The 24,853-nt window shown below is 68.9% G+C and carries 21 protein-coding genes; 5 read left to right on the top strand and 16 right to left on the bottom strand.

What is annotated here, in order from left to right:
* Nucleotides 1–48 precede the first annotated feature (48 nt).
* The 7 genes from rsmA to CHB86_RS05060 form a co-directional block, all read right to left on the bottom strand.
* Nucleotides 49–900, bottom strand: coding sequence for a 16S rRNA (adenine(1518)-N(6)/adenine(1519)-N(6))-dimethyltransferase RsmA (gene rsmA / locus CHB86_RS05090; protein WP_089231910.1), 852 nt, complete (start codon nt 898–900; stop codon nt 49–51).
* 88 nt (nt 901–988) lie between these two features.
* Nucleotides 989–1,984 (bottom strand): 4-hydroxythreonine-4-phosphate dehydrogenase PdxA, encoded by a 996-nt coding sequence (gene pdxA, locus CHB86_RS05085; protein ID WP_245837752.1) that lies wholly within the window; start codon nt 1,982–1,984, stop codon nt 989–991.
* Complete coding sequence (locus CHB86_RS05080) at nt 1,984–3,204, bottom strand: peptidylprolyl isomerase (protein ID WP_089231908.1); 1,221 nt, start codon at nt 3,202–3,204, stop codon at nt 1,984–1,986. Before CHB86_RS05080 ends, pdxA begins: the two co-directional genes overlap by 1 nt.
* A gap of 95 nt (nt 3,205–3,299) precedes the next feature.
* A complete protein-coding gene (locus CHB86_RS05075) occupies nt 3,300–5,426 on the bottom strand; it encodes an LPS-assembly protein LptD (RefSeq protein ID WP_089231907.1) in 2,127 nt (708 codons plus the stop codon).
* Complete coding sequence (gene lptG / locus CHB86_RS05070; RefSeq protein ID WP_089231905.1) at nt 5,423–6,529, bottom strand: LPS export ABC transporter permease LptG; 1,107 nt, start codon at nt 6,527–6,529, stop codon at nt 5,423–5,425. Before lptG ends, CHB86_RS05075 begins: the two co-directional genes overlap by 4 nt.
* Nucleotides 6,526–7,656, bottom strand: coding sequence for an LPS export ABC transporter permease LptF (gene lptF / locus CHB86_RS05065; RefSeq protein ID WP_089231903.1), 1,131 nt, complete (start codon nt 7,654–7,656; stop codon nt 6,526–6,528). Before lptF ends, lptG begins: the two co-directional genes overlap by 4 nt.
* A 312-nt stretch (nt 7,657–7,968) precedes the next feature.
* Nucleotides 7,969–8,643, bottom strand: coding sequence for a DUF2270 domain-containing protein (locus tag CHB86_RS05060; protein ID WP_089231902.1), 675 nt, complete (start codon nt 8,641–8,643; stop codon nt 7,969–7,971).
* A gap of 219 nt (nt 8,644–8,862) precedes the next feature.
* On the opposite strand from CHB86_RS05060, the gene CHB86_RS05055 reads away from it, so the two are divergent.
* Nucleotides 8,863–10,338, top strand: a complete 1,476-nt coding sequence (locus CHB86_RS05055) for a leucyl aminopeptidase (protein ID WP_089231900.1) — start codon at nt 8,863–8,865, stop codon at nt 10,336–10,338.
* A 4-nt stretch (nt 10,339–10,342) separates the two neighbouring features.
* On the top strand, nt 10,343–10,801 hold the full coding sequence (locus tag CHB86_RS05050; RefSeq protein ID WP_089231898.1) for a DNA polymerase III subunit chi: 459 nt from the start codon (nt 10,343–10,345) through the stop codon (nt 10,799–10,801).
* A 126-nt stretch (nt 10,802–10,927) separates the two neighbouring features.
* Here CHB86_RS05050 and CHB86_RS05045 read toward each other — a convergent pair whose 3' ends face one another.
* From CHB86_RS05045 to CHB86_RS05030, 4 genes are all read right to left on the bottom strand, one after another.
* The gene (locus tag CHB86_RS05045) at nt 10,928–11,407 is read right to left on the bottom strand and encodes a cytochrome c (RefSeq protein WP_245837751.1); all 480 of its coding nucleotides are present in this window, start codon (nt 11,405–11,407) and stop codon (nt 10,928–10,930) included.
* Nucleotides 11,408–11,548: 141 nt separating this feature from the next.
* Nucleotides 11,549–12,130 (bottom strand): retropepsin-like aspartic protease family protein, encoded by a 582-nt coding sequence (locus CHB86_RS05040; protein ID WP_089231896.1) that lies wholly within the window; start codon nt 12,128–12,130, stop codon nt 11,549–11,551.
* 78 nt (nt 12,131–12,208) lie between these two features.
* Nucleotides 12,209–12,829: a MarC family protein gene (locus CHB86_RS05035; RefSeq protein ID WP_089231895.1), complete on the bottom strand. Its 621-nt coding sequence runs from the start codon at nt 12,827–12,829 to the stop codon at nt 12,209–12,211.
* A gap of 50 nt (nt 12,830–12,879) precedes the next feature.
* Nucleotides 12,880–14,733 carry an ABC-F family ATP-binding cassette domain-containing protein gene (locus CHB86_RS05030; RefSeq protein WP_089231893.1) on the bottom strand — a complete coding sequence of 618 codons (1,854 nt, stop codon included), beginning with the start codon at nt 14,731–14,733 and terminating at the stop codon, nt 12,880–12,882.
* A 185-nt stretch (nt 14,734–14,918) separates the two neighbouring features.
* Between CHB86_RS05030 and ndk the strand changes: the two genes are divergently transcribed.
* Nucleotides 14,919–15,341 (top strand): nucleoside-diphosphate kinase, encoded by a 423-nt coding sequence (ndk, locus tag CHB86_RS05025; RefSeq protein WP_089231892.1) that lies wholly within the window; start codon nt 14,919–14,921, stop codon nt 15,339–15,341.
* A gap of 78 nt (nt 15,342–15,419) precedes the next feature.
* Here ndk and CHB86_RS05020 read toward each other — a convergent pair whose 3' ends face one another.
* The 4 genes from CHB86_RS05020 to putA form a co-directional block, all read right to left on the bottom strand.
* Entirely contained in the window at nt 15,420–15,749 is a 330-nt protein-coding gene (locus CHB86_RS05020; protein ID WP_089231890.1) for a TfoX/Sxy family protein, read from the bottom strand.
* Nucleotides 15,750–15,814: 65 nt separating this feature from the next.
* Nucleotides 15,815–15,967 (bottom strand): hypothetical protein, encoded by a 153-nt coding sequence (locus tag CHB86_RS24535; RefSeq protein ID WP_176442777.1) that lies wholly within the window; start codon nt 15,965–15,967, stop codon nt 15,815–15,817.
* A 150-nt stretch (nt 15,968–16,117) separates the two neighbouring features.
* On the bottom strand, nt 16,118–17,197 hold the full coding sequence (locus CHB86_RS05015) for an AbrB family transcriptional regulator (protein ID WP_089231888.1): 1,080 nt from the start codon (nt 17,195–17,197) through the stop codon (nt 16,118–16,120).
* 132 nt (nt 17,198–17,329) lie between these two features.
* Nucleotides 17,330–20,785, bottom strand: a complete 3,456-nt coding sequence (gene putA, locus CHB86_RS05010; protein ID WP_089232562.1) for a bifunctional proline dehydrogenase/L-glutamate gamma-semialdehyde dehydrogenase PutA — start codon at nt 20,783–20,785, stop codon at nt 17,330–17,332.
* 124 nt (nt 20,786–20,909) lie between these two features.
* Between putA and CHB86_RS05005 the strand changes: the two genes are divergently transcribed.
* On the top strand, nt 20,910–21,374 hold the full coding sequence (locus tag CHB86_RS05005) for an Lrp/AsnC family transcriptional regulator (RefSeq protein WP_089231887.1): 465 nt from the start codon (nt 20,910–20,912) through the stop codon (nt 21,372–21,374).
* A 16-nt stretch (nt 21,375–21,390) separates the two neighbouring features.
* On the opposite strand, the gene CHB86_RS05000 is transcribed toward CHB86_RS05005, so the two are convergent.
* On the bottom strand, nt 21,391–21,741 hold the full coding sequence (locus tag CHB86_RS05000) for a hypothetical protein (RefSeq protein WP_089231885.1): 351 nt from the start codon (nt 21,739–21,741) through the stop codon (nt 21,391–21,393).
* Between the two features lie 407 nt (nt 21,742–22,148).
* Between CHB86_RS05000 and CHB86_RS04995 the strand changes: the two genes are divergently transcribed.
* Nucleotides 22,149–24,848: a calcium-binding protein gene (locus CHB86_RS04995; protein WP_141134828.1), complete on the top strand. Its 2,700-nt coding sequence runs from the start codon at nt 22,149–22,151 to the stop codon at nt 24,846–24,848.
* The last annotated feature ends 5 nt before the right edge of the window (nt 24,849–24,853 follow it).

Raw genomic sequence — 24,853 nt, 5'->3', positions numbered from 1 at the left:
GCGGCGCCCCTCGGGGCGTCGGTCGCTGGCCGGGATTCCGGCTTGCCGTCAGTTGCGGCTGCGTGCGGCGACGCCACGCGCCAGCGCGGCGAACTGCTCGATGGAGACCTGCTCGGCCCGATCGGTGGGCGCGATGCCCGCCGCCTCCAGCAGGCTTTCAACATCGCCGCCCAAGCCCTTGAGCGAGGCGCGCAGCATCTTGCGCCGCTGGTTGAAGGCCATGCCCACAACGCGCGACAGGACCTCCGGCTCGGCCGGCCAGCGTGGCTCAGGCAGCGGGCGAAGGTGGACGACGGCGGAACTCACCTTGGGGGGCGGGGTGAACGCCTCTGGCGGCAGACGGAGTGCGATGCGCGCATCGCAGCGCCATTGTGCCAGCACTGCCAGCCGGCCATACGCCTTGCCGCCGGGCTGCGCCACGATCCGCTCCGCCACTTCCTGCTGGAACATCAGCGTGAGCGAGGCCCAGTAGGGCGGCCATTCCGGCGGCGACAGCCAGCGCGTGAGCAACTCGGTGCCGACGTTGTAGGGCAGGTTGGCCACCACGTGGATCGGCGGGGCGAGATGCGCCAGCGCGTCCACCTCCAGCGCATCGCCCTCGATCACCTCGAGCCGACCGGGATAGGCCGCCGCCACCTCGGCCAGGGCCGGCAGGCAGCGCGCGTCCTTCTCGATCGCCAGAACCCGCCCCGCGCCCTCGGCCAGCAGGCCGCGCGTCAGTCCACCAGGGCCGGGGCCGACTTCCAGGACCGACGCCCCGGACAGGTCGCCCGGAATGCGCGCGATGCGCGCGGTCAGGTTCAGGTCGAGCAGGAAGTTCTGGCCCAGCGACTTCTTGGCCGCGAGTCCGTGGGTCCGGATCACCTCGCGCAGCGGCGGCAAGCCGTCGATCGCACTCATGGCTGCGGCCCCCTCATATGTTTGGAAACAAGCGCGCGGAACGCAGGCGTTTCCCTTCCGCCGGCTCGGTTGGACGTGGCAGGAACGGTCATGCCTCTGCCCGTGTGCGCGCCATGCGCCCGGCAAGCCGCAGCGCCTCGACAGTGGAGCGGATATCGGCCACGCCCTTGCCGGCGATGTCGAAGGCGGTGCCGTGGTCGGGGGAGGTGCGGATGAAGGGCAGGCCGAGGGTCACGTTCACCCCGCGTGCGAAATCCAGGGTCTTGATCGGGATCAGCGCCTGGTCGTGATACATGCAGATGGCCGCGTCGTACCGCGCCCGGGCCTCGGGGTGGAACATGGTGTCGGCGGGCAGCGGGCCGGCGAGCGAGAGCCCGTCGGATCGCATGTCTTCCAGCATCGGGGCGATCCAGTCGGTCTCCTCGCGGCCCATCGCGCCGCCTTCGCCGGCATGGGGGTTGAGCCCGGCCACCGCCAGCCGCGGCGACGCGATCCCGAAATCCCGGCGCAGCGCCGCGTCGGTGATCAGGATGGTTTCGGCCAGCAGTTCCGGCGTCAGCTCTCGCGCCACGACGGAAAGGGGAATGTGGATCGTGGTCGGAACCACCCGCAGCGCCTCGCAGGCCAGCATCATCACCACGCGCTCGACCCCGGCGAGGGCGGCCAGAAACTCGGTGTGGCCCGGATAGGCAAAGCCGGCGCCGTCCCTGAGCGCCTTCTTGTTGATAGGCGCGGTCACGATGCCGCCGGCGGCGCCGGACTGGGCCAGCTCCACCGCGCGGGCGATCACCGCGATCACCTCGGCGGCATTGGCCGGGTCCGGGCATCCCGGCACCGCGGCGCCGGGGAAGGGGTGAAGCAGGACCGGCAGGGCCTCCGCGGCCACGTCGGCGGCCTCGGCGGGCGTCTCGATCTCGCGCACCGGTGTGCCGGCGGGCAGGTGGGCGGGATCGCCGATCCAGGCAAAGGGAAGCTCGGCGCGCAGGCTGTCCCAGGCGCGGGCCGCGATCTCGGGTCCGACGCCGGCGGGCTCGCCGCAGGTCATCACCGGCGGCAGGCCGGCGGAGGCGGCCGGGACCGCCATCACGGGTAGAGAATGATCGCGTCGGCCCGCAGTTCGGCCAGATATCCGTCGCCATAGGCGGCGAGGCGCTGGTTGATCAGCTGGTTGCGCACCCGTTCGCGATCCGGCTGCTCCTCGAAGACCGGGGTGCGGGCGCAGAGCATGAGCATCGCGAGGTTGCCGCCGCGGACCAGCGCGGCGGAGGTCTCGCCCGGATCTAGCTTGGCCAGCTCCAGCGCGATGTCGCGGGGAACCTCGCTGGCGGGCAGCGTGTCGAAGGTCAGCCGCTCGGGCGACTGGCCGAGGTTGATGCCATAGAGATCGTCGCAGGTGTCGGTGCTGGCGGCGACCCGCGCGGCTTCGGCAAGTGCCGTCTCGGTGAGGCCGCCGGGGATCAGGTAGGTCGCGTATTCCAGGGTCACGTCCTGCGCCTCGGCAACGCCGGTCTCGCGAAGCTCCAGAAGCTGGAACAGCGCGATGGCGTTGGGCACGTTGATCGGCGTCGTCACCCCGCCCGGCGCAAGGGTCAGGATCTCGCCACGGATTGCCGGGGGCATCTCGGAGAGCGGCATGGCGCGGGGCAGCCGGCCGCCGGTCTCGCGGGTCCGGGAGGCCGAGTACTGGCGCGCGGCAGCGGCGAAGCCACTGACCGACGTGGTGTTCTGGTAGATATCGTTGGCAATCTGCTCCGAAGTCGCCAGCTCCTCGGGCGTGCGTGCGGGCAGGATGATCTCGGCCAGCGTCGCCTCGGCGCCGCCGCTCTGCGAGGTCAGGGCCAGCGCCCGGTCGATCTCGGCGTCGGTGATCTGGGCGCGCGGTCCGAAGCGCGTGCGCACCACCTCCCGCCAGACCACCCCGGCGTTCACGAAATCGCGGAAAGTCTGCATGTCGACGCCGTTGGCGGCCAGCGAGGACAGGAAGGTCTCGGTGTCCATATTGGTTCGCTGCGCGAACTCGGCCATGCCCTCTTCGGTCTGCTCCGGCGCGATGGTGATGCCGAGACGGTTCGCGGCATCGACCCGCAGCCGGTCGTCGATCAGGTCGTTGCGGGCGCGTTCGTCGATGTCGCCGGTGGCGCGGAACAGCGACAGGATTCGCCGGCGCTGCTCCAGCTCGAAATATGTGATCGGGCGCTCGTTGACGATGATGACCGGCGAGAACGGGTTGCCGGACTGCGCCTCAGACTGCAACGGGACAAGTGCCAAGCCCGTCACCAAGATCGACCGAAGAATCCGGATCATCGTCCTGCGCTCCCGTTGCTGCCCGCCCGGGTCGCTCTCGAATGCCCGGGTGTCCTTCGCGTTCTATGCCAGCGGCACCGCTGCGACAAGCCGATCTAGCCCCGGCAGGCCGAGCGCGACGCGCTCGAGCGGCCCTCGCCGGTGTTGCCGAAACCGGCCAGCTGGACCTCGAAGGTGTAGTCGGTCGAGGGGTTGAGCTGGTCGGTCGAGGTGAAGCGGCGGCGGACCGAGAGGTCGAAAGTGGCGCATTCGGTGCTGTAGACGACCCCGACGCGGGCGGAGGCCGAACGGTCCAGTTCCAGGTCGTAGCGGACGTCGGCGGAACTGCTCCAGCGATCGTTGATCTGCCAGTCGCCGTCGATGCGCCATTCGTGGGTGATGTCGTCGCGGTCCTCGACCTCGCTGGGCTGCATCCAGACGTAGGTGCTGGCGAATTCCAGCATGTCGCTGTCCCAGGACAGGCGCAGCTCGTTCTTGGTGACGTCGTAATCGTCACCCAGCAAGGCCCGGTTGACCAGGGTCATCCGGTTCGGCAGTTCCAGCCGCACTGCGGTCAGCAGGTCGGACTCGATGCCGTCGAAGGTCTCGTAGCCGCTGAACTGGCCCAGATCGTCCTGGCGGTAGATCCGGCCGACCGTTGCGCCGAGCGTCCAGCCGGCCTCGTCGTAGCGGGTCCAGCTTATGCCGACGTTGGCCCGCAGGCCGCGCTCCTGCACGTCGTCGGCGGGGAAGCGGGAGAAGGAAAAGAGGTTGCCTTCGTCGAACTCGAGCTGCGTGCTCTCGTCCTGCGGGGTGTTTTCACCGTCGTCCGGGCTCCAGACGAGCTGCACCACCGGTTCGATCACCTGGCTGGAACCGGCATCCTGCCGAACCCAGGGCCAGCGCATCTCGACCGCGCCATAGGGCGTCGTCTGGTTGATCGTGTCGGGGTAGTTGCTGTCGTCATCGACGATGGTGTGGTCAAAGGTCAGCCGCGCGTCGGCGGTGAACAGCATGCCCACGGGGCCGGACCAGGCGCGGGTCCAGTCGAGCAGGCCGGCCACCCGGCCGACGTCGCGCCCCTCCACGTCCTCGGAGGAACGGCGCTGGTGGCCATGCGCCTCGAGCTGGAAGCTGCCGGTGCCGCCGATAACCGGGACGTCGTAGCGCCGCGTCCAGGTGGCGTCGCCCACGAGGAATGGCTGGGTCTCGTTGTCCTCCGAGGAGCGCAGCGAGCGGTAGACGACCGCCTCGGTCTCGAACAGCCGGTCGCGGCCGACGCGCGACAGGTTCAGCGCGCTGTCGAGCCGGTCCTTGTCGGAATAATCGTAGTCGAGCAGGTAGGTGTCGTCCGACACCGTCTCGATGTCGAACTCGAGCTTGTAGTCATTCGGCAGCGAGAACCCGCCCTCGGCGAACAGGTAGGCCCGCGGCCCCTCGGGGCGGATGTCGTCGCGGCTGACCGCGCCGTTCATCTCGATGTCGCCGCTGCGGAAGGCCTGTCGGTAGCGCAGTTCCAGCGTGCGGGTCCGGTTGGCCGAGACATAGGGCGTGACCGTCAGGTCCTTGTCGTCGCCGATCCGGAAGAAATAGGGGATCTTCACCCCCAGGCCGAGCTCGTCCGTGGTGCGCAGGCTCGGGGTGAGAAAACCGCTCGCCCGTTCGACGCTCGGGTCGGGCAGGCGGAGCTGCGGCAGGTACATCACCGGGACGCCGACGACCTCGAAGACCGCGTCGTCGAAATAGAGCTGCTTCTCGAGGTCGTCATGCACCACCCGCCGGGCGCGGATCTGCCAGAGCGGCACCGGGTTCGCGGCGCAGACCTCGCAGGAAGAGGCGACGGTCCGGTAGAGTTGCGTGTAGCGGCCGTCGACGCGGTCGATCTCGGCGGCGGCGAGCTGAAGCTGCTGGTCCATCACCACGCGGGCCGAGCGCAGCAGGCCGTTCCTGAGGTCGGGCGAGAGCGCGGCGCTGTCGGCGAGCACGATGGTGTTCTCGCCCTGGGTCAGGACGATCGGCCCCTCGATCTCCAGCAGGTCGGCGTCCTCGTCATAGGTGATCCGGCCGGCCCGCAGCCGGGCGCCCTCGTAGAAAGCCTCGACATTGCCGCTGGCGACCAGCTTGCCGTCGGCGGTGATCTCCACCCGGTCGGCGATCAGGGTCGAGACAGGGCTGTCCTCCTGCGCCACGGCGGGAAGGGCGGTGGACAGCATCAGGGCGAGCAGGGCGGTGCGAAGTCTCATCCGTCCTCCAGGTGCAGCAGAAGGCCGAGGGACATCAGGATCGCGATCGCCGGCGGCGCCCAGGCAGCCAGCGCGATCGGCAGGTCGCCGTTCTGGCCGAGGATCTGGGCGAAGCTGCGGATGAAAAAGGCCGAGAAGCCCATCAGCAGCGCGAAGAGCACCATCAGCCCGGTCCGGCCGAAGCGGGTGTGGCGCATCGTGAAGCCTGAGCCGATCATCACCATCGCGGCAAGAAACAGCGGCAGCGCCAGCTCCATCTGGAACCAGACCCGGTGCAGGCGGGCGGAGAAGCCGGCCTCGTCGAGATTGCGGATGAACCCGGGCAGCTCCCAGATCGGCACCGAGGCCGGAGAGCCGAAGCTGTCTCGGATCTGGTCGAGGGTCAGGGTGGAGGGCAGGAGCAGCGTGTCATGGTAGCTGGCGCGCAGTTCGGGGTTGTCGACGCCGAGCGGCCAGAGCTTGGCGTTGGTCAGCTCCCACGCGCCGTCGATCAGGGTCGCGCTCTCGGCCTCGGCGCGGCGCACCGCGCCGGTCTGCGAGTCGCCTTCGGGGGCGAAGCCGGTGAAGGTCACGCCGTAAAGGACGGTGCCGTCGAGATTGGCCCGCTGGGCGCGGATCACGGTCTGCCCCTCCGCGCCGCCCTGGCGCAGCCAGAGCCCGTCGCGGCTGACCGACAGGACGCTGCGCCCGTCGCCGGAAAACTCCGCGGCCTTGCGTTCATAGGCGTGCTTCGTGGCGGCCACGATCGGGTTCAGAACCGTCACGCCCAGCACTCCGACCAGCGCCGCCGCGATGGCCGGCGCGATCATCGCCCGGATCGCGGAGCGCCCGGCAGCGCGCGTCACCACGAGCTCGGAAGTGCGCGCGAGGCCGAGAAACAGCGCCAGCGTCGCCAGCATCACCACCAGCGGCAGCATCGAATAGAGCGTCTCGGGCGCAGAGAGCATCGACAGCTCCAGCGCGCCGCCGAAGGACAGCTCCGCGCTGTCGAACCGGCGCATCTGTTCCACCATGTCGAGCAGCACGATGAACATCCCGAAGACAAGGAAGATGCCGCCGAGGATCGTCAGGAACTTGCGCGCGAAGTAGAGCTGCAGCTTCATGCCGGCACCTCCGGCCGGGCAACGCGCTTGAACAGCGCCGGCCGCTTGGCCGCCCAGAGAAGCACGAGGATCATGGCGCTGCCGAGCGCGGTTGGCAGGTAGACCAGCGGCCAGAGCGCGGCCTCGCGCCGCGCCATGTCGGCGGTGACGTTCTCCGTCGCCTGGAGCAGGATGATCAGCACCACGGCCAGCCCGATCTGCCGCCAGACCCCGAAGCGGCTGAAGCTCCCCAGCATCAGCGCCGAGAAGCCGATCAGCGCCGCGATCAGCGGGTTGAACGGCTGGGCGATGCGCAGGTGCCCCTCGTAGAGGAAGTTGGAGCGTTCCTTGCCGGTGGCCTCGAGCGCGGCCTCGTCGGGGTTGAACAGGGTCAGCGTGTCATATTCCCGAACGTCGCGCCGGTTGCGCCCGGCCGATTGCATCAGCGTGCCGACGTCGTAGGTGAAGCTGTCGAAAGTGGTCACGAGCAGGCGGCGGTCCGTCAGGTCGTAGGTCTGGGCGGATCCGTCGACCATCACCAGCTTGGGGCCGCGCTCGTCCTGCACGAGATAGGCGCGGGCGGCGAGGTAGTCGGTGCGCGTGGTCTCGGAGCGCGAATCCGACAGGAAGACATCGAGCAACTCGCCCTCGCGGGTGATCTCGCGGATGTAGAAGGTGATGCCGCGGGCCGGGTTGAGGAACTGCCCCTCGGTCAGCATGCGGGAGGCGACATTGGCCTCGATCTCGTCGGTGCGCTCGGCAAGATGCGTGCGGCTCGCCGGGACGAGGACGTGCACCAGCACCGCCATCAGCAACGCGACGACCAGCCCGAACAGCGCCACCGGCCGGGCCATGCGCCAGGGGGACATGCCGGTCGCCTGCGCGACGACCAGCTCGCTCTCGGTGGTCAGCCGGTTGGTGACATAGACCGCGGCCACGAAGGCCGAGATCGGAAGCACCATGCGGATCACGTTGGGCAGGGTGTAGAGCGTGAGCGTCAGGAACACGCCGGCCGACTGGCCATCGGCGAGCAGCTGGTCGAAGAGGATGACGGCGCGGTTGATCCAGTAGACCGACACCAGCACCAGCGAAAAGAAGCCGAAGAGCACCATGAGCTGGAAAAGGAAATATCGGTCGAATCGCGCCACGCGGCCGGTGCTCCGGATCAGTGTTTCGCACCGGCTTAGACGATATTGCCGGACCGGTAAAACCCATCGCGGGGTTCTGGTCGAAGTTTGATGGCTCCCGAGGGGGCCGTCGGCGGGGAGGCGCCGGCAGTCGCTGAAGCGGTCCGCGCGAACCGGCGTTGCGGGAAGCCGGGGGCGGGGGGCTCCCGCCGGGCCTCGATGCTGACGCATCTCGCCCCGTTGGGCGTGGCGCGCTGCGCGCGCGGCGTCGGGCGGAAAGCGGCGCGCGACAGATCCGCGCCGGTGCTGTGTCGGGCGGTGGACCGGTGAGGCTCAGCCGAGGGCCCTGCCGCGCCCGCGTTGCGCGCTCCGCTGGGCGTCCCGCCGTCCGGTGATCTGAGCGATGACGAGAAAGGCGCCGAGGTAGACGATGCCGATCCCAAGGATCAGCTCGCCCGGCAGCGGCCCGGTGTCGGCGCGGTCCACGACCTCCTGCAGCGAGGCCGCGGGCTCCGGGTGGATGATCAGCTTGCCGACATAGGCAATCATCTGAACCGACAGGATCCACAGGTAGTTGCGCCGGATTCGCCGGCCCATGGCGGTGAAGAGGCTGACGTGGTAGTCGGGCCGCCAGTAATCCTCCGCCAGCACCTTTTGCCAGTTCTCCTCGGTGTGCAGGTCGCCGTCGAGCAGCATCGGCGCGTAGAAATGGACCTCTATGTAGCGCGCCCGGGCACGCCAGACGTTGAAGTAGCGGTAGCGGCGGGATTCCAGCACCATCAGCGTCCAGATCAGAACGCCCACGAGCAGCAGCGGCAGGGAGGAGGCCTCGGCGCTGGAGAACGAGAGCGAGATCGCGGCGCCCAACGACACCACCGACCAGTTCGTCGTGGTGTCGAGCCGGGTGCGCCAGATCGTGCTTCGGTAGACCTCGCCCCGGTAGAGATGCGCAAGCGCCCCGATTTCGGCCTGGGTGAACTCGCGTTTCTGCGTCGTCGTCTCCGGCATGGCCCCTCCCAAGGCATATCCGCCCGCCCGGTGGGCCGCGAACGGCCGATCCACCGAAACTCCCTGTCACCCAGCCTAGAGCGCGGGATGCCGCCGCGGAACCGTTCGCGTGAAAATATCCGGCGGTGTCGCGGGGAGGGGCGGCTCGTGGCCTCGCCCGACTGGCGCATTCCGGGGAGCGCAGATAGGAATGGTGCAAACAGATCCGGAGAGAGATTGATGACCCTTGTCCCCGATGTCGAGATTATCGCCACCGACCTCGACGCCCTGAAGGAGTTTTCCGGCCGCATCACCGTCTTCGTGCCCTCCGACGGCCGGCTGGACGCCGCCGCCCGCCGGGTGAACCGGCTGTGCCGGGGCGCCATCGTGCGGTTCGCGACGAGCGAGGCCTTCGCGGCGCTGAAGCCGGGCGAGGCCCGCGACATCGCCTATCCCTCCGGCATGGCGGCCGAGGCGGTCCAGGTCGTCAGGCTGGAGCGGACGGCGAGCACCGAGGAGCTGCGCAAGGCGGGGGCGGCGGCCGGCGCGGCGCGCGGCAAGCAGGATGTGCTGGTGCTGGCCAGCGCCCGCAAACGCACGCAGGAGATCGCGCTCGGCATGATGCTGAGGGCCTATGCCTTCGACGCCTGCAAGTCCGGCGAGGCCGCGAACCCGGCCAAGGGCGCCATGAAGATGATGGTCAACGATCCGGAGCCGGTCGTCCCCGAGATGGAGGCGGTGCGCGCCCTGGCAGAGGGGGTCTTCATGACCCGCGACCTTGTCAACCTGCCGGCAAACCTGCTGACCACGACCGAATTCGCCGATCGGCTGGAAGCGCTGCGCGAGCTGGGCGTCGAGGTCGAGGTGCTCGACGAGGCGGCGCTGGCCGATCTCGGCATGACCATGCTGCTGGGCGTCGGGCAGGGCTCGGAAAGCCCCTCCAAGGTCGTGGTGATGCAGTGGAAGGGCGGCGGCGACGAGGCGCCGCTGGCGCTCATCGGCAAGGGCGTGGTCTTCGACACCGGGGGGATTTCGCTCAAGCCCGGGGCCGGCATGGAAGACATGACGATGGACATGGGCGGCGCGGGCGTCGTCGCCGGTGTGATGCGCGCCATCGCCGGCCGCAAGGCCAAGGCCAATGTCGTGGGCCTCGTCGGGCTGGTCGAGAACATGCCCGACGGCAAGGCGCAGCGGCCGGGTGATATCGTGACCTCGATGAAGGGCGATACGGTGGAGGTGATCAACACCGACGCCGAGGGCCGGCTCGTGCTGGGCGACGTCATGTGGTACGCGCAGGAGCGGTTCAATCCGGTGGGCATGATCGACCTTGCCACGCTCACCGGCGCGATCATTGTCTCGCTTGGCCATGACAACGCCGGCGTCTTCTCCAACAATGACGATTTCTGCAATGCCTTCCTCAAGGCCGCATCGGTCGAGGGCGAGGGCGCCTGGCGGATGCCCCTCGGCGAAAGCTACGCGAGCCTGCTGAAGTCCCAGAAGGCGGACGTGAAGAACGTAGGCACCCGCTGGGGCGGCGCGATCACCGCGGCGGAATTCCTGCACCGGTTCGTCAAGGACGACACGCCCTGGATCCACCTGGACATCGCCGGCGTGGCCCAGCCCGCCGCCGCGCCGCCGCTGGCGCCCAAGGGGGCCTCGGGCTGGGGCGTGCTGGCGCTCGACCGGCTGATCCGCAACGGCTACGAGGCCGGATGATCCGATGGGGCAGGCGCTCTTCTACCACCTGACGCGGAACCCGCTGGAGGTCACGCTGACGATGCTGCTGGAGAAGTCGCGGGAGCGCGGCTGGCGGGTCGTCGTGCGCGGGACCGATACGGACCGTCTGCGCTGGCTGGACGAGAAGCTCTGGCTGGGGCCGGAGGAGGGGTTCCTGCCACACGGGCTGGCGGGCGGTCCGCACGATGCCGACCAGCCGGTGCTCCTGACCAGCGACACCGCGATCGCCAACGGGGCCACTTGCCTCATGGCGATCGACGGCGCCCCGGTGGGCGCCGACGAGGTCGCCGAACTGGAGCGGGCCTGCATCCTCTTTGACGGGCGCAACGAGGCGGCGGTGCAGCACGCCCGCGGCCAGTGGAAGGCGCTGACCGAGGCCGGCGCCTCGGCCCAGTACTGGTCCGAAGAGGGCGGTCGCTGGGAGAAGAAGGCCGAACGCTGAGCGGCGCCCGGGGGCCGGTCATCAGGAAACCCCGCCGGGGTGCCCCCCGGCGGGGCCACTCACCCAAGGAGCCGAAGCTCCCCCCCACCGCTTAACTCTTGCCGCTTCCGGCCTGTGCCAGTGCGCCTACTTCTGGATCGACTCCAGATAGAGCGCCAGCGACAGCATCCGCCCGCGCACGATCGTTTCCGCGCCGAACGGGCCTGCATCCTCGCCGATGGCCGAGCGGAACAGGTCGCCCCAGGCGGGCATTTCACCCGACGCCGCGAGCGCCTCACGGTCGGTCAGCCGGAAGCCGGTGCCCCAGACAGGGGTTTCGTCCCCGTGGCCGCGCACGCCGCTGCGCCCGTCGATGATGTGGATCACCTCCAGCATCGGGAAGACGCCGCCATTGCGCTCGGCCAGCGTGGTCAGGTCCGGCACCTCGACATTGAGGTATTTCGAGACCTCGCCGCCGCCATGGGCATCGACGCCGTGGCAGCTGGCACATGCACCAAGGTACTCGGCGCGGCCGCTCTGGTCCTCTTGGCCCCAGGCGGCCCCCGCGGCAAGGGCGACTAAGGCCGCTGCCGCTAGCATGGTCTTCATGGTCTTGAACTGTGACATCGCTCCCTCCTTGTTGCGGGAGCGCCACCGAACGCGCCAGGAGTGCCGCGTCGGGACTCCCTGTCTCATCATAGGTCATGCGCGAAAGCGCGCGCCATGATGCCTGTCAATGTGGAGAGGGAAGTTAGAAGATTCGGGGTCTTAGCGGGTGAGAATCATCTTGCCTCCGCCAAAGGTGACCTCGGCGAAACGGTTCAGATAGGCCATGCCGAGCAGCGATCCCTGCATCTCGCCGCCGTTCACCACCGCCGCGACGTTGGTGTCCCGGATGTCGCCGAGCGCGACCTCCTCCAGACGCACCCGCGCCGTCTGAACCCGCCCGTTGGCGGTGTTGGCGGTGCCCAGATAGGGCAGGCTGTCGGTCTCGATGCCCACGCGCTCGGCATCCTTCTGGCTCAGCACGATGTCGGTGGCGCCGGTGTCCACGACGAACTGCACCGGCGTGCCATTGACCTGCAGCACCATGTGGAAATGCCCGTCATTGCCCATCGGAACCTCGACCCGACCCTGCTCCGAAAAGACCGCCTGCTGCGGCAGGAGCGTGTTGCGGAGGTCGCCCCAGAGCCCGTAGGCGACAATGACGCCGATGAAGATCAGCGCCCAGAGACCGGCCTGGCGCAGGCTGCGTCCGATCGACTGCCGGTTCGACAGGAAGAAATATCCGGCGATCACGCTGCCGAGCAGCATGAGATAGATCAGCGATGCGGTCTGGTCGGCGCTCATGGCCTCTCCCTCGACTGGCGGCTCCGAAGGAACATGTAGGGGGCAGGAGGCCCCGCCGCCAGCCCCGAGGGGCGTCGGTCAGGCGGGCAGCAGGGAGGCCCCGCGCAGACCGTCGAGCACGAACTGCACCGAGAGCGCCGCGAGCAGCATCCCCAGCAGCCGGGTGGCTACGACCGTGCCGGTCCGCCCGAGAAGCCGCTCCAGAAGGCCGGCCGCGCGGAACATCACCATCACGACGGCCAGCACCGCGACCATCACCACGAACACGCCCGCGGCCTGCACCGTGCTGTCGGCCTGTCCCACAAGCAGGATCATCGTGGTGATCGCCCCGGGGCCGGAGACCAGCGGAATCGCCAGCGGAAAGACCGAGGGATCGGGGCGGTCGTCCTCTTCGGCGGTGTGGTCGCGCCGCGCAGTGCGGCGTTCGAACAGCATGTCGAGCGCGGTCAGGAACAGCAGGATCCCCCCGGCGATCCGGAAGGCCGGGAAGGAGATCCCCACGAAATCCAGCACCGTCTCGCCCGCCAGGCCGAACAGCGTCAGCAGGCCCAGCGAGATCACGATCGCCCGCCGCGCGATGGCGTTTCGGGTTTCCTTGCTCATGCCCTGGGTCAGCGCCAGGAACACGGGCGCCAGCCCGATCGGATCGATGATCACGAAGAGCGTCACGAAGGCGCTGATGAAGAAGGTCAGGTCCATTCCGTTTCCTTAGGCCGAACCGCCGCGCAGGTCACGCCCCTTGCCACGAGTCAGGCGCCCGCCGATTGCGCCGCTTCGAGCCGCTCGGCCGCGTCCATCCAGAGCGCTTCGGCCCGTTCCATCGCTTCCTCGACCTCGGCGAATTTCTTCTGCCAGAGGTCGAGCCGGTCGCGGTTGGCCTCGTCATAGACCGACGGATCGGCCAGTCGCTCGGCCAGCGTCTCGCGCATTTCAGACAGTTTTTCAACGCGCTGCTCGCATTTCCTGAGATCCGACCTCAGCTCCAGGATCGCCGCCTGGCTGGGCCGCTTCGGCTTGGTCTCGTCCCTTGGCTTTTCCGGCCGGTCGCGCTCCAGCAGCATCGCCCGGTAGGCGTCCAGGTCGTCGTCGAAAGGCGCCACACGACCGCCCGACATCAGCCAGAGCCGGTCGGCCACGTGGCTCAGCAGGTGCAGGTCGTGGCTGACAAGGATCACGGCCCCGGAATAGGCGGTGAGGGCCTCCACCAGCGCCTCGCGGCTCTCGATGTCTAGGTGGTTGGTCGGTTCGTCGAGGATCAGCAGGTGCGGCGCGTCCAGCGTGGCCAGCATCAGGCTGAGCCGCGCCTTCTGGCCGCCCGAGAGGCGTCCGACCGTGGTGTCGGCCTGCTCCGCACCGATGCCGAAGCCGCCGAGCCGCGCCCGCAGCTTCGCTGGTGCCTCGTCTGGGCGGAGCCGGCGCAGATGCTCCAGCGGCGTCTCGTCGACGTAAAGTTCATCAACCTGGTGCTGTGCGAAATAGCCGACCCGCAGCTTGCCAGACCGGGTGATCCGGCCCTTCTGCGCTTCGAGCCGACCGGCCAGGAACTTCGACAGCGTCGACTTGCCCTCGCCGTTGCGTCCCAGCAGCGCGATCCGGTCGTCCTGGTCGATCCGCAGGGACAGGCGCGACAGCACCGTGGTCTCGCCATAGCCGATCGCCGCGCCCTCGGTGGCGATGATCGGGGGCGACAGCTCCTCCGGCTCGGGAAAGGTGAAACGGCGCAGTGCGGCTTCCTGCGGCGTCGAGATCGGTTTCATCCGCGCGATCATCTTCAGCCGCGACTGCGCCTGCCGCGCCTTGTCGGCCTTGTAGCGGAACCGGTCGACATAGCTCTGCAGATGCGCCCGCCGGGCCTCCTGCTTGCGCGCTTCGCTCTCCGCCGCCGCCAGCCGCGCCGCGCGGGTCTCGGCAAAGGTGTCGTAGGGGCCCTGGTAGAGCGTGAGTTTGCGGTCTTCGAGGTGCAGGATCGCGCCCACCGAGCGGTTCAGCAGCGCCCGATCGTGGCTGACGATCAGCACCGTGTGGGGATAGCGCGTGAGATAGGTCTCCAGCCACAGCGCGCCTTCGAGGTCGAGATAGTTGGTCGGCTCGTCGAGCAGCAGCAGGTCGGGCTGGGAAAACAGCACCGCCGCCAGCGCAACGCGCATCCGCCAGCCGCCTGAAAAGGCGGAGCAGGGCATTGCCTGTTCTTCCGGCTCGAAACCGAGGCCGCGCAGGATCGAGCTGGCGCGCGCCTCCGCCGACCACGCGTCGATATCGGTCAGCCGGGTCTGCACCTCGGCGATGCGCGCCGGGTCCGTCGCCGTCTCCGCCTCGGCCATCAGCGCCGCGCGCTCGGTGTCGGCCGCCAGCACCGTGTCGAGCAGCGAAACCTCGTTGCCCGGCACCTCCTGCGACACGCCGCCGATCCGCGCGCCGCGCGGCACCTCGATGCTCCCGGTCTCCAGCGTCAGCTCGCCCCGGATCAGCCGGAAGAGCGTGGTCTTGCCGGTGCCGTTGCGCCCGACCACGCCCACCTTGTGGCCGGTCGGGATCACGGCGGTTGCATGCTCGATGAGCGGCCGTCCTTCGACGGAATAGGAGATGTCGGTGAGCTTCAGCATGGTCACGCCTCTGCCCGAGCGCGGCGGCACTGTCAACGCGGCCGGCGCTCACCCTCGCCATTCTCCCTGGTCAAGTACCCCGGGGTCCGGGGCAGCGCCCCGGTCCCGCCCGCCGGGGCTTTTCAACACGGCCTCCCCATGCTACGGCGCGGCCAAATTTCAACGTCGCCAACAGGAGACATCCCATGGCCATCGAACGCACCCTCTCCATCATCAAGCCGGACGCCACCAAGCGGAACCTGACCGGCAAGATCAACGCCAAGTTCGAGGATGCCGGCCTGCGCATCGTCGCCCAGAAGCGCATCCACCTGACCAAGGATCAGGCCGGCGTGTTCTATGCCGTGCACAAGGAGCGCCCGTTCTTCGACGAGCTGACTTCCTTCATGGCCTCCGAGCCGGTCGTGGTGCAGGTGCTGGAAGGCGAGAACGCCATCGCGAAGAACCGCGAAGTCATGGGCGCCACCAACCCCGCCGAGGCGGCCGCCGGCACCATCCGCGCCGAGTTCGCGGAATCGGTCGGCGAGAACTCGGTCCACGGCTCCGACGCCCCGGAGACCGCCGCTGTCGAGATCGCCTATTTCTTCTCGGGCCTCGAACTGGTCGGCTGACCCTTTCGATCCTCACGCCCCGCGTGATCAGGCCGCTCCCTTCCCGGGGGCGGCCTTTTTCGTCGTCGATGTGTGGGGTCAGCGGCGTCGGCCGACGCCGATCTCGTCGAGGATGCGTTCGATCCCGTGGTTGGGGCTGGTCGTGACGCTGGCGACGATGGCGTCGAAACGGACGCGGAGCGCCTCCTTCTCGGCGCCCTTGCAATCGTTCCAAGGGCGGCCGTGCAGCCCCATCTCGATCACGTAATAGCCGATGAAGTGGGGGCGGGTGCCGGTCATCAGCAGCCGGCGGTAGGTTTCATCCGCGCCGAGCGCTCGCAACTCCTCGGCCGAGTGGATCCCGGCGCGGGCACAGGCGGCCTCCATCGCCGGACCGAGGTTGCGTATGCTGGACACGGGCTCTGACATGGCGTCACCCTACTTGCCCGGCGGGGCCGGGCAAGAGGAAGCTGATGTCTGCCGGCGCTCCGGGATCAGATGCTGGCGAAGTCGGTGAAGACGTAGAGCGGATGGCGCCCCGGTTCGGGGGCGGGAGAGGCCTGTTCGGTGCGCGGTGCACGGCGCTTGCGCGTCTCGGGCGGCCGTTCCGGCGCCGTCTTGGAGGCGGGGATCTGGTGGTCGTTCATTGCTCTGCTCGCTTTGTTGCGGTCTCCCGGACGACCGGTGCCGCGTTTGTTGTCCGAAAATCTCAACACCGAAACCTGACGCTGGGGTAGCGAAATCGCTTCCGCGCCTCGATCCGCCAATGAAAGTTGGCAGATCTGCAACGCGGGAGGTCAGCCGTCGCCGTCCTCCGGCGGGGAGCCACCGAGGCGTGCGCCGAAGCTCCGGAAAGCCAGGGGCATCCCGAACACGACCATCACGATGCGCGCGATATGCATGGTCGAGACGAAGGCCACGTCCTGCCCCATGGCGAGCGCCAGCAGTGACATCTCGGTCAGGCCGCCAGGCGAATAGGCGAGCACGCCCTCGGCCAGCGACGTGCCGGTGAGGGGCCCCAGAAGCGCCGCGAAAACCGTTGTGACGCAGAGCAGGATCAGCGTCGCGCCGAGCCCGAGCGCCATGTCGCGCCCCATTTCGCGCGGCTTCACGCCGATGAACCGGCAGCCGAGGATGGTGCCGATGGTGATCTGGCTGGCGATCACCAGGATCGAGGGCGGCGGCAGCGTGACGATCTCCGTCAGGTGGGCGGCGGCGCTGAGCAGGCCGGGGCCGAAGAGCTGCGGTGCGGGCAGGCGCAGCGGCTTTGCCAGCACGGCGCCGAGGATGGCGCAGCCGCCCAGCACGGCCCAGTCCCTGAGTGACAGGTCGCCGAGGCCGACCCAGGTCTGTGCTCCTCGGGCGGCCCGGATGTCGAGCACCAGCGCATAGACCAGTGCGATGATCGAGATCACGAGGAAGACCCGCAAGGCGTGTGCGAGTGCGATGCGCCGCTCGTCCCCGCCGGCCGCGCCGCCGAGGATCACCATCTCGTTCAGCCCGCCGGGCGCGGCGCAGAAGAAGGCGTCGACCGGACGATATCCGCCGACACTGCGGTAGAAGACAAAGCTGGCGCCGGTCGCCGCGGCGAGAAAGGCGGGCAGCAGGATCAGGGTGCCGGTCCAATTGGCCATGTGGCCGAGCATTTCCGGGTGAAAGCCCGAGCCGAGCATCACGCCGATGATCGGCACCACGACGCCGCGTGCCGGCACAGGGCCGTGCAGGGGCGCGCCCGCCAGCGCGGCCAGCCCGCAGCCGAGCATCGGGCCCAGCATCCAGGGCAGCGGCAGGCCCACCCGCGCGGCAAGGCCGCCCGAGAGAATGCCGATGATGGCAGCCAGCGCGATCCGTGGCCAGAGAGAGGAGGGTAATGTCATGTGCGCGTCTTCTCCGCCCCCATGGCACGGCGCGGCGGCACAGGCAAGAAGGGGTCTGTCTGCCCCCTCCGTCCCGGGCCAGAGGGCCCGGGACTCCACACGAGGAGACTTGGAAACCGGCGCGGTTGAGGGCTACTGCGAGGCGGCCGCCAGGAGTGCCGCGTTTCCGCCCGATGCCGTTGTGTCGACGCAGACATGCCGTTCGAGCTGGAACGGGGCGGTTTCGCCGGAGCCCGTGACCAGCGGCAGGATCGGGCCCGTGCGGGCCGCCAACGCCTTGCGCAAGTCCCTCGCGGTCTCCGCGTCGCCCCACCAGAGAGCGGCGGAGAAGCCGTCGAGTTCCGTGAGCGCCGCGGGAGCGAGGGTCCCCGTCACCTCGACCGGCGTGGCACCGGCGGCGCGGACCTCCGCGGCCTGGGCGGCAACCGCCTCCGCTCCCGGTCCGAGGCAGAGGACGGGCGCGCGGGGCAGGGTGGAGAGACGGTTGGATTCGCCGGTCGGGCCGGGCAGCTCGTGGCGCGCGATTGGGGCCTTCGCCTTTGCGGCGGCGGCGAGCGCGTTGCGGAGTGCGGAGGGCTCCGCCGTTCCCTGCTGGTCACCCGCGGCGGTTTCCGGCGGGCGCGGGGCGGTGAAATGCGGTAGGTACTCCGGCCCGCCCGCCTTGGGGCCGGTCCCGGAGAGACCTTCACCGCCGAATGGCTGGGAGCCGACCACGGCGCCGATCTGGTTGCGGTTGACATAGATGTTGCCGGCCTCGACCCGGTCCACCACCGACTGCACCCGGTCGTCGATCCGCGTGTGCAGGCCGAAGGTGAGCCCGTAGCCGGTGGCGTTGATCCGGTCGATCACCGCGTCCAGTTCCTCGGCGCGGAAGGTGGCGACATGCAGGACCGGGCCGAAGACCTCGCGCTCCAGTGCCTCGATCCCGGAGACCCGGAGCACCGCAGGGCCGGTGAACAGGCCAGTCGCAGGAACCTTGAGCCGGTGGATCAGCCGGCCTTCGTCCTTTGCCTTTGCCACATGGGCCTCGATCGTGGCGCGCGCCTCGGCGTCGATCACCGGGCCGAGGTCGGTGGAGAGATCCCAGGGATTGCCGGGGCGCAGACATTCCATCGCGCCTTCGAGCATCTCCAGCAGGTCCTCGGCGATGTCTTCCTGCACGTAGAGGCAGCGCAGGGCGGAGCAGCGCTGGCCGGCGGACTGGAAGGCCGATGCCAGGACGTCGCGTACCGCCTGCTCCGGCAGGGCCGTGCTGTCGACGATCATCGCGTTCAGCCCGCCGGTCTCGGCGATCAGCGGCGCCGATGGCGCGAGGTTGGCGGCCATGGAGCGGTTGATGATCTGCGCGGTGTCGGTGCCGCCGGTGAAGCAGACGCCGTCGATCCGCGGATCGGAGGTCAGCGCCGCGCCCACGGTCTCGCCGCGTCCGGGCAGAAGCTGCAGGGCGGTTCCCGGCACCCCGGCCTCGTGCAGCAGGCGCACGGCGGCGGCGGCGATCAGCGGGGTCTGTTCCGCGGGCTTGGCGATCACCGCGTTGCCGGCGGCGAGCGCCGCCGAGAGCTGGCCGGTGAAGATCGCGAGCGGGAAGTTCCACGGGCTGATGCAGGCAAAAGTGCCGCGGGCGGGCCGCTCGAGCCCGGCGATCCCGCTGGCGTAGTAGCGCAGGAAGTCCACCGCCTCGCGCAGTTCGCCCACCGCGTCGAGCAGGGTCTTGCCGGCCTCGCGGGCGGCCAGCGCGAAGAACAGGCCGAAATTTTCCTCGTAGAGCGCGGCGGCCCGGCGGAGGACGGCGGCGCGTTCGGCCGGCGAGGCATCCCACGGCCGGGCGGCCTCCAGCGCGGCCTCGATCAGCTCGGCCGGCGCCTCGACCACGTGACCGACGATGTCGGAAGGGTCGGCCGGGTTCAGGATTTCCAGCCCGTCGCCGTCATAGCCCTGTCCGGCGACGATGGGCCCGGCGCGGAAGCGGGCCTCGCGGTGCGGGGCGCGGGCGGCGTCGATCTCGGCCAGATCCTCCGGCGCGGTCAGGTCCCAGCCGCGGGCGTTCCGGCGGTCGGCGCCGAAGATCTCGGCTGGAACGATCACCGGGGTCGGCTTCGCCAGTGCCGCCGCTGCGGCGTCGAAGGGATCGGCCGCGACGGTGGTGGCGGGCACGGCCTCGTCGACGATCTGGTTGACGAAGGAGGAGTTGGCGCCGTTCTCCAGCAGGCGGCGAACCAGATAGGCCAGCAGGTCGCGGTGCGCGCCGACGGGGGCGTAGATCCGGCAGCGGGTGCCCTCGCGGTCCTTGACGATCTGGTGCAGCCGCTCGCCCATGCCGTGCAGGCGCTGGAACTCGAAGCTGTCGCGGTCCTGCGCCATGTGCAGGATCGCCGCGGCGGAATGCGCGTTGTGGGTGGCGAACTGCGGGTAGATGCGGCCGGTGGCGGCCAGCAGCTTGCGGGCGCAGGCGATGTAGCTCACGTCGGTCAGCGGCTTGCGGGTGAAGACGGGGAAGCCCTTGAGCCCCAAAACCTGCGCGCGCTTGATCTCGGCGTCCCAGTAGGCGCCCTTGACCAGCCGCACGGTAAAACGGCGGTCGAGCTCTTCGGCCAGCGCCACGATCCAGTCGATGGCGGCGGTGGCGCGCGGTCCATAGGCCTGGATCACCGTCCCGAAACCGTCCCAGTCGGCCAGCGCCGGGTCGCGGGCGACTGCTTCGAAGACGTCGAGGGTCAGCTCCAGCCGGTCGGCTTCCTCTGCGTCGATGGTCAGGCCCATGTCGGCATGTTTGCAGGCCACCGCGATGTCGCGGATGCGCGGGACCAGCTCCTTCATCACCCGGTCGCGTTGGCTCACCTCGAAGCGGGGGTGCAGGGCGGAAAGCTTGACCGAGATGCCCGGATTGGAGCGGATGTCCTCCGACTTTGCTGCTGGAGCGATGTTCTTGACCGCCGTCAGGTAGGCGGCGTGGTAGCGCAGCGCGTCGGCCTCGGTGCGCGCGGCCTCGCCAAGCATGTCGTAGGAGTAGCCATAGCCCTTGGCTTCCATCTTCGCAGCCCGTTTCAGCGCGGAATCGATGGTCTCTCCCAACACGAACTGGTTGCCCATCTGGCGCATTGCCTGGCCGACGGCGGTGCGGATCACCGGCTCGCCCAGCCGGCGCACGGCGCCGCGCAGGGTGCCGGCCAGCCCCGGGTGGTCGCTGTCGAGCACCTTGCCGGTGAGCAGCAGCCCCCAGGTCGAGGCGTTGACCAGCATGGAGGCGGATTTGCGCATGTGCCGGTTCCAGTCCGACGGCGCGATCTTGTCCTCGATCAGCGCGTCGATCGTGGCGGCGTCCGGCACACGCAGCAGCGCCTCGGCCAGGCACATCAGCGCGATGCCCTCGTCGGTGGACAGGCCGTACTGGGCCAGGAACATCTCCATCAGGCCGGGATCGTCCGACTTGCGGATCGCCTCCACGATGCCAGCGGCGTCTGTTCCGATGGCGCCGCGCGCCTCGGGGGAGAGATCCGCGATGGCGGCCAGGTCCCGGAGACAGGCGGCCTCGTCGGGCAGGTGGAGGGCGCGAAGGCGCGCACGGGCGGTGTCGGGCGTCTGGGTCATGGTCATGCCTGTAAGTGGAGCTCGGGAAATGATATGCGCTCCTGAGCGGTCTGATTTCCCTATGTTCTCCATTATGCGGGCAATAGGATCGATTACGAGACCATAATCGGGAGAATCGCCTGTCATGACCCGGAGCAACCAGCCCCTCGATTCCTTCGATCACGCCATCCTCGATGTCGTGTCCGCCGAGGGGCGCATTCCGGTGACCGATCTTGCGCGTCGGATCGGGCTCTCGAAGTCGCCGACGCAGGCGCGGCTCAAGCGGCTTGAGGCGGAAGGCGTGATTACCGGCTACCAGGCGATGCTGGACCCGATCCGCCTTGGCCGGGCCCATGTGGCCTTTGTCGAGGTGCGCCTGACAGACACCCGCGAAAAGGCGCTGGCCGAGTTCAAGCGCGTGGTCCGAACGATCCCGGAGGTGGAGCAATGCCACCTGATCGCCGGCAATTTCGATTACCTGCTCAAGGTGCGCACCTCCGATATCGTGAGCTACCGTCAGGTTCTGGCCGAGAAGCTCTCGGCCCTGCCGCACGTCGCCAGCACCTCGACCTATGTCGCCATGGAGGCGGTGAAGGAAGGGCAGTTCTGAGCTGCAGGCGGGCCGATCAGCGCCCGGTGCAGCGGCGCAGGATCGGCGCAATTTCTTCGGACAGGCGCTCTGGGAAGATGCCGAGCGTGGCGCCGTCCGGCGCATAGAGCACGGTGCCGTCGCTGTGCTCGATGGTGCCGTTGCGATACCAGCCGGCGGGCGGACCGGCAAAGACCAGCAGGTCCATCCGCCATCCGTCGGGCGTCGGCCGGGTGTCGTAGCGCAGGGGCAGCCGCTCCAGCCGAGGTGCGATGCAGGCGAAGGTGGCGTTGGGCGCGCGAGACGTCACCGCGACCGGCACATCCGGCGCCGGCCCGCAGGCGGCCAGGGCAGGCAGTGTCAGAAGGAGGGAATGGCGCGGTTTCATGGGGCCGAGACTACGCCGTTAACGTTTCGTTAGCATCGATTTCCTTGGCAAATGGTTAACGCCGCGCGTTGACGCCTCGGTGGGCTGGTCGCCGTTGCAGACGATGACCGGCAGCGCGAGGCCCGGTGCGGACTTGCTGATCAAGGTTACCAGGATGGTAACCTTTGCGATGCGAGAGTTCCGTGATGGCGAGTCCTCATGTGTCTGAAAAATAACGGAAAAACATCCATCAAAATCCGATCGCGACAGATCTTCTCCGAGAGATTGATGCAAATCTAAACGAAGTTCCACATTGCGGCCACGCTTCGTTAAGCGGGGACCAAGCCCGCGGGCGTCCTGATCGGGGGGAGTTCAGGATGCCGGCGAACCGCCGTCGGCGCCTCCGGTACAGGACACGAGGCCGCCCGATGACAACCCGTATTGAGTTCCAATCCGATGCCCCCCTTGGCCATGTCGACGACGACATGTTCGGCGGCAATTTCCTGATCGACCGCGACCGCATGGACGCCGGCACCTATGACGAGGCGATCAGAGACCTCGGGCTGACCAACATCCGTTATCCCGGCGGTTCGATCACCGAATGGTATTTCGATATCAACGACCCCGACCGGACCAGCATATGGGACCCGATGCGGGGCGAGATGCGCGAGCTGCTGCCGCTCTCGACCTTCCTTGCGCAGGCCGGAGCGGCGGGCGTCGGGGTCAACCTGGTGATCCCGACCGGGACGCTGCTGGAAGAGGGCAAGCTCGGCAGCCGGCATCCGTCAGACGCCGCCTTTGCCGACGTGAAGGCCTATGTCGCCGACGTGCTGGCGGGCAAGTACGGCGACGCCGAGATCGTGGGGATCGAGATCGGCAACGAATACTGGCTCTCTGGCGAGATGACCGACGCCGAATACGCCCGGATCGCCAGCGTGATCGCGGAGGCCGCGCAGGAGGCCATCGACGACTTCGCCGCATCCGGAGATGCGCCCCGCGGCTGGCAGGAGCCAGAGATCGCCGTGCAGATCGGACAGTACGGCCGCTATTCCACCGATCCCGGCCATCTGCAGAACGACGTCATCATGGAAGAGCTGAGCGACGAGGCCGTCGCCGCCATCGATGCGGTCGTGGCGCATTACTACACCTGGGGCAGCTACGAGGAGCTGGCGAATTTCGGTTATTACTTCGGGCGGCAGCAGAGCTGGCTGGAGGACGCGCGCTTTGCCGGGATCGAATACCACATCACGGAGTGGAACACCGCCAACGGACGGACGGAGGAGACGGGCCTGAAGCAGGCCTCGGCGTTGCTGTGGATGTTCTCCGAGATGGTGGAGCAGGGGGTGGACGCGGCCTATGTCTGGCCGGTTCAGCAGTATAACAGCACCAACATGGCCGGGAACGAGGGGGATCTGGGGCTCTCGCTCGCGGGCGAGGCGTTCCGGCTGCTGTCGGACAGCGTGAAGGGGATGGACCTGGTCGCCCGCGAAGGCGGCACCGCGGGCGATGTCCATGTCTACAGCAAGGGCGCGGAGACGGTGGTGTTCATCGCTTCCCGCGCCGAGGCGGCGGAGAGATTCGTGCTCGACCTCGAGTCGCTCGGTCTCGACGGCCAGTTCTACTGGATGACCGAACTCGGGGCGGACGGGCCGGCGGACGAGGTGGGCGCGACGCCGGTGCTGACGATCAGCGCCGGGGAGGAGAACGCCGCCGCGCAGCAGGGGTTTACCGTCGGGTCCTATGGCGTCCTTCGTGTCACTTTCCTTGACGGCACCCGCACCGGAACGGATGCCGACCGGCCCGACGCCTACAGCGGCAGCGAGAGGGCGGACATCCTGAAGGGCTCGGGGAGTGCCGACAGGCTGCTGGGCCTTGGCGGTGCCGACCGGATCGACGGCGGCGCCGGCGCCGACTGGATCGAGGGCGGCGCGGGCGACGACACGATCGATGGCGGCAACCAGAACGACCGGATCGACGCCGGCACGGGCGATGATCTCGTCCTCGGCGGGAACGGCCGCGACCTGGTGTTCCTCGGCGCCGGAAACGACGTGTTCCGGGACAACTTCCAGAACGGCACCTTCGGGGCGGATACGGTGATGGGCGGCGCGGGCAACGACCTGCTGGTCGGCCGCGCCGGGGACGACACGCTGATCGGCGGGGCGGATGCCGATACCGTTTTTGGCGGCAACGGCGCGGACAAGCTGCAGGGCAACCGGGGCAACGACGTGCTCTACGGCGGCGGCGGAGCGGATAGCCTTGATGGCGGCGCGGGAAGCGACCTGCTGCAAGGCGAGGCGGGCAACGATGTGCTGTCCGGCGGGCAGGGCAACGACCAGATCTTCGGCGGCCGCGGCGACGACCAGATCGACGCCGGCGACGGTCATGACGTGGTCGAGGGCGGCAACGGCGCCGACACGGTCCGGCTCGGCGACGGGGACGACCTGTTTCGCGATACCGGCGAAACCGGCGCGGCCGGATCCGACCGGGTCTGGGGCGAGGCGGGCAATGACACGCTGACCGGGCAGGGCGGAGACGACTGGCTTTCCGGCGGCAGCGGCGACGACCGGCTTTCGGGTGGCGTCGGCAACGACACCCTGGACGGCGGCACCGGCGACGACCTTGCCTGGGGCGGAGCCGGCGAGGATGTGCTGCTCGGCGGCGGCGGGGCCGACAGGCTGCGTGGCGGCGACGGGGCGGACCGGCTCGACGGTGGAGCGGGGGGAGATGACCTGAAAGGGGATCGCGGCAACGACACCCTGCTCGGAAGGGCTGGCGACGACTACCTCGACGGGTGGGCCGGCAACGACGATCTTTCGGGGGGGGCCGGCAACGACCGCCTGATCGGCGCCCGCGGCAGGGATATCCTGAACGGCGGCCGGGGCGACGACCGGCTGACCGGAGGGGCGGGGGCCGATACCTTCGTCTTCGCCGCCGACGACGGCGCCGACATTATCGTGGGCTTCGAGGAAATGGACGTGATCCGCATCACTGCCGACGGGATCGGCTACAAGGATCTCGAGATCGGCTATCTGGGCGACGACCGCGCCACCATCGGCTTCGCTGGAACAGAGATCACCATTACCGGCCTTGGTGCCGATCTCGACGCCAGCGATTTCGTCTTCGGTTGACTGGC

This window comes from Tropicimonas sediminicola (assembly GCF_900188335.1).
In the GTDB taxonomy this organism is placed as follows: domain Bacteria; phylum Pseudomonadota; class Alphaproteobacteria; order Rhodobacterales; family Rhodobacteraceae; genus Tropicimonas; species Tropicimonas sediminicola.
The sequence above is the reverse complement of the archived record's forward strand: the minus strand, read 5'-3'. Positions and strand labels throughout refer to the sequence as shown.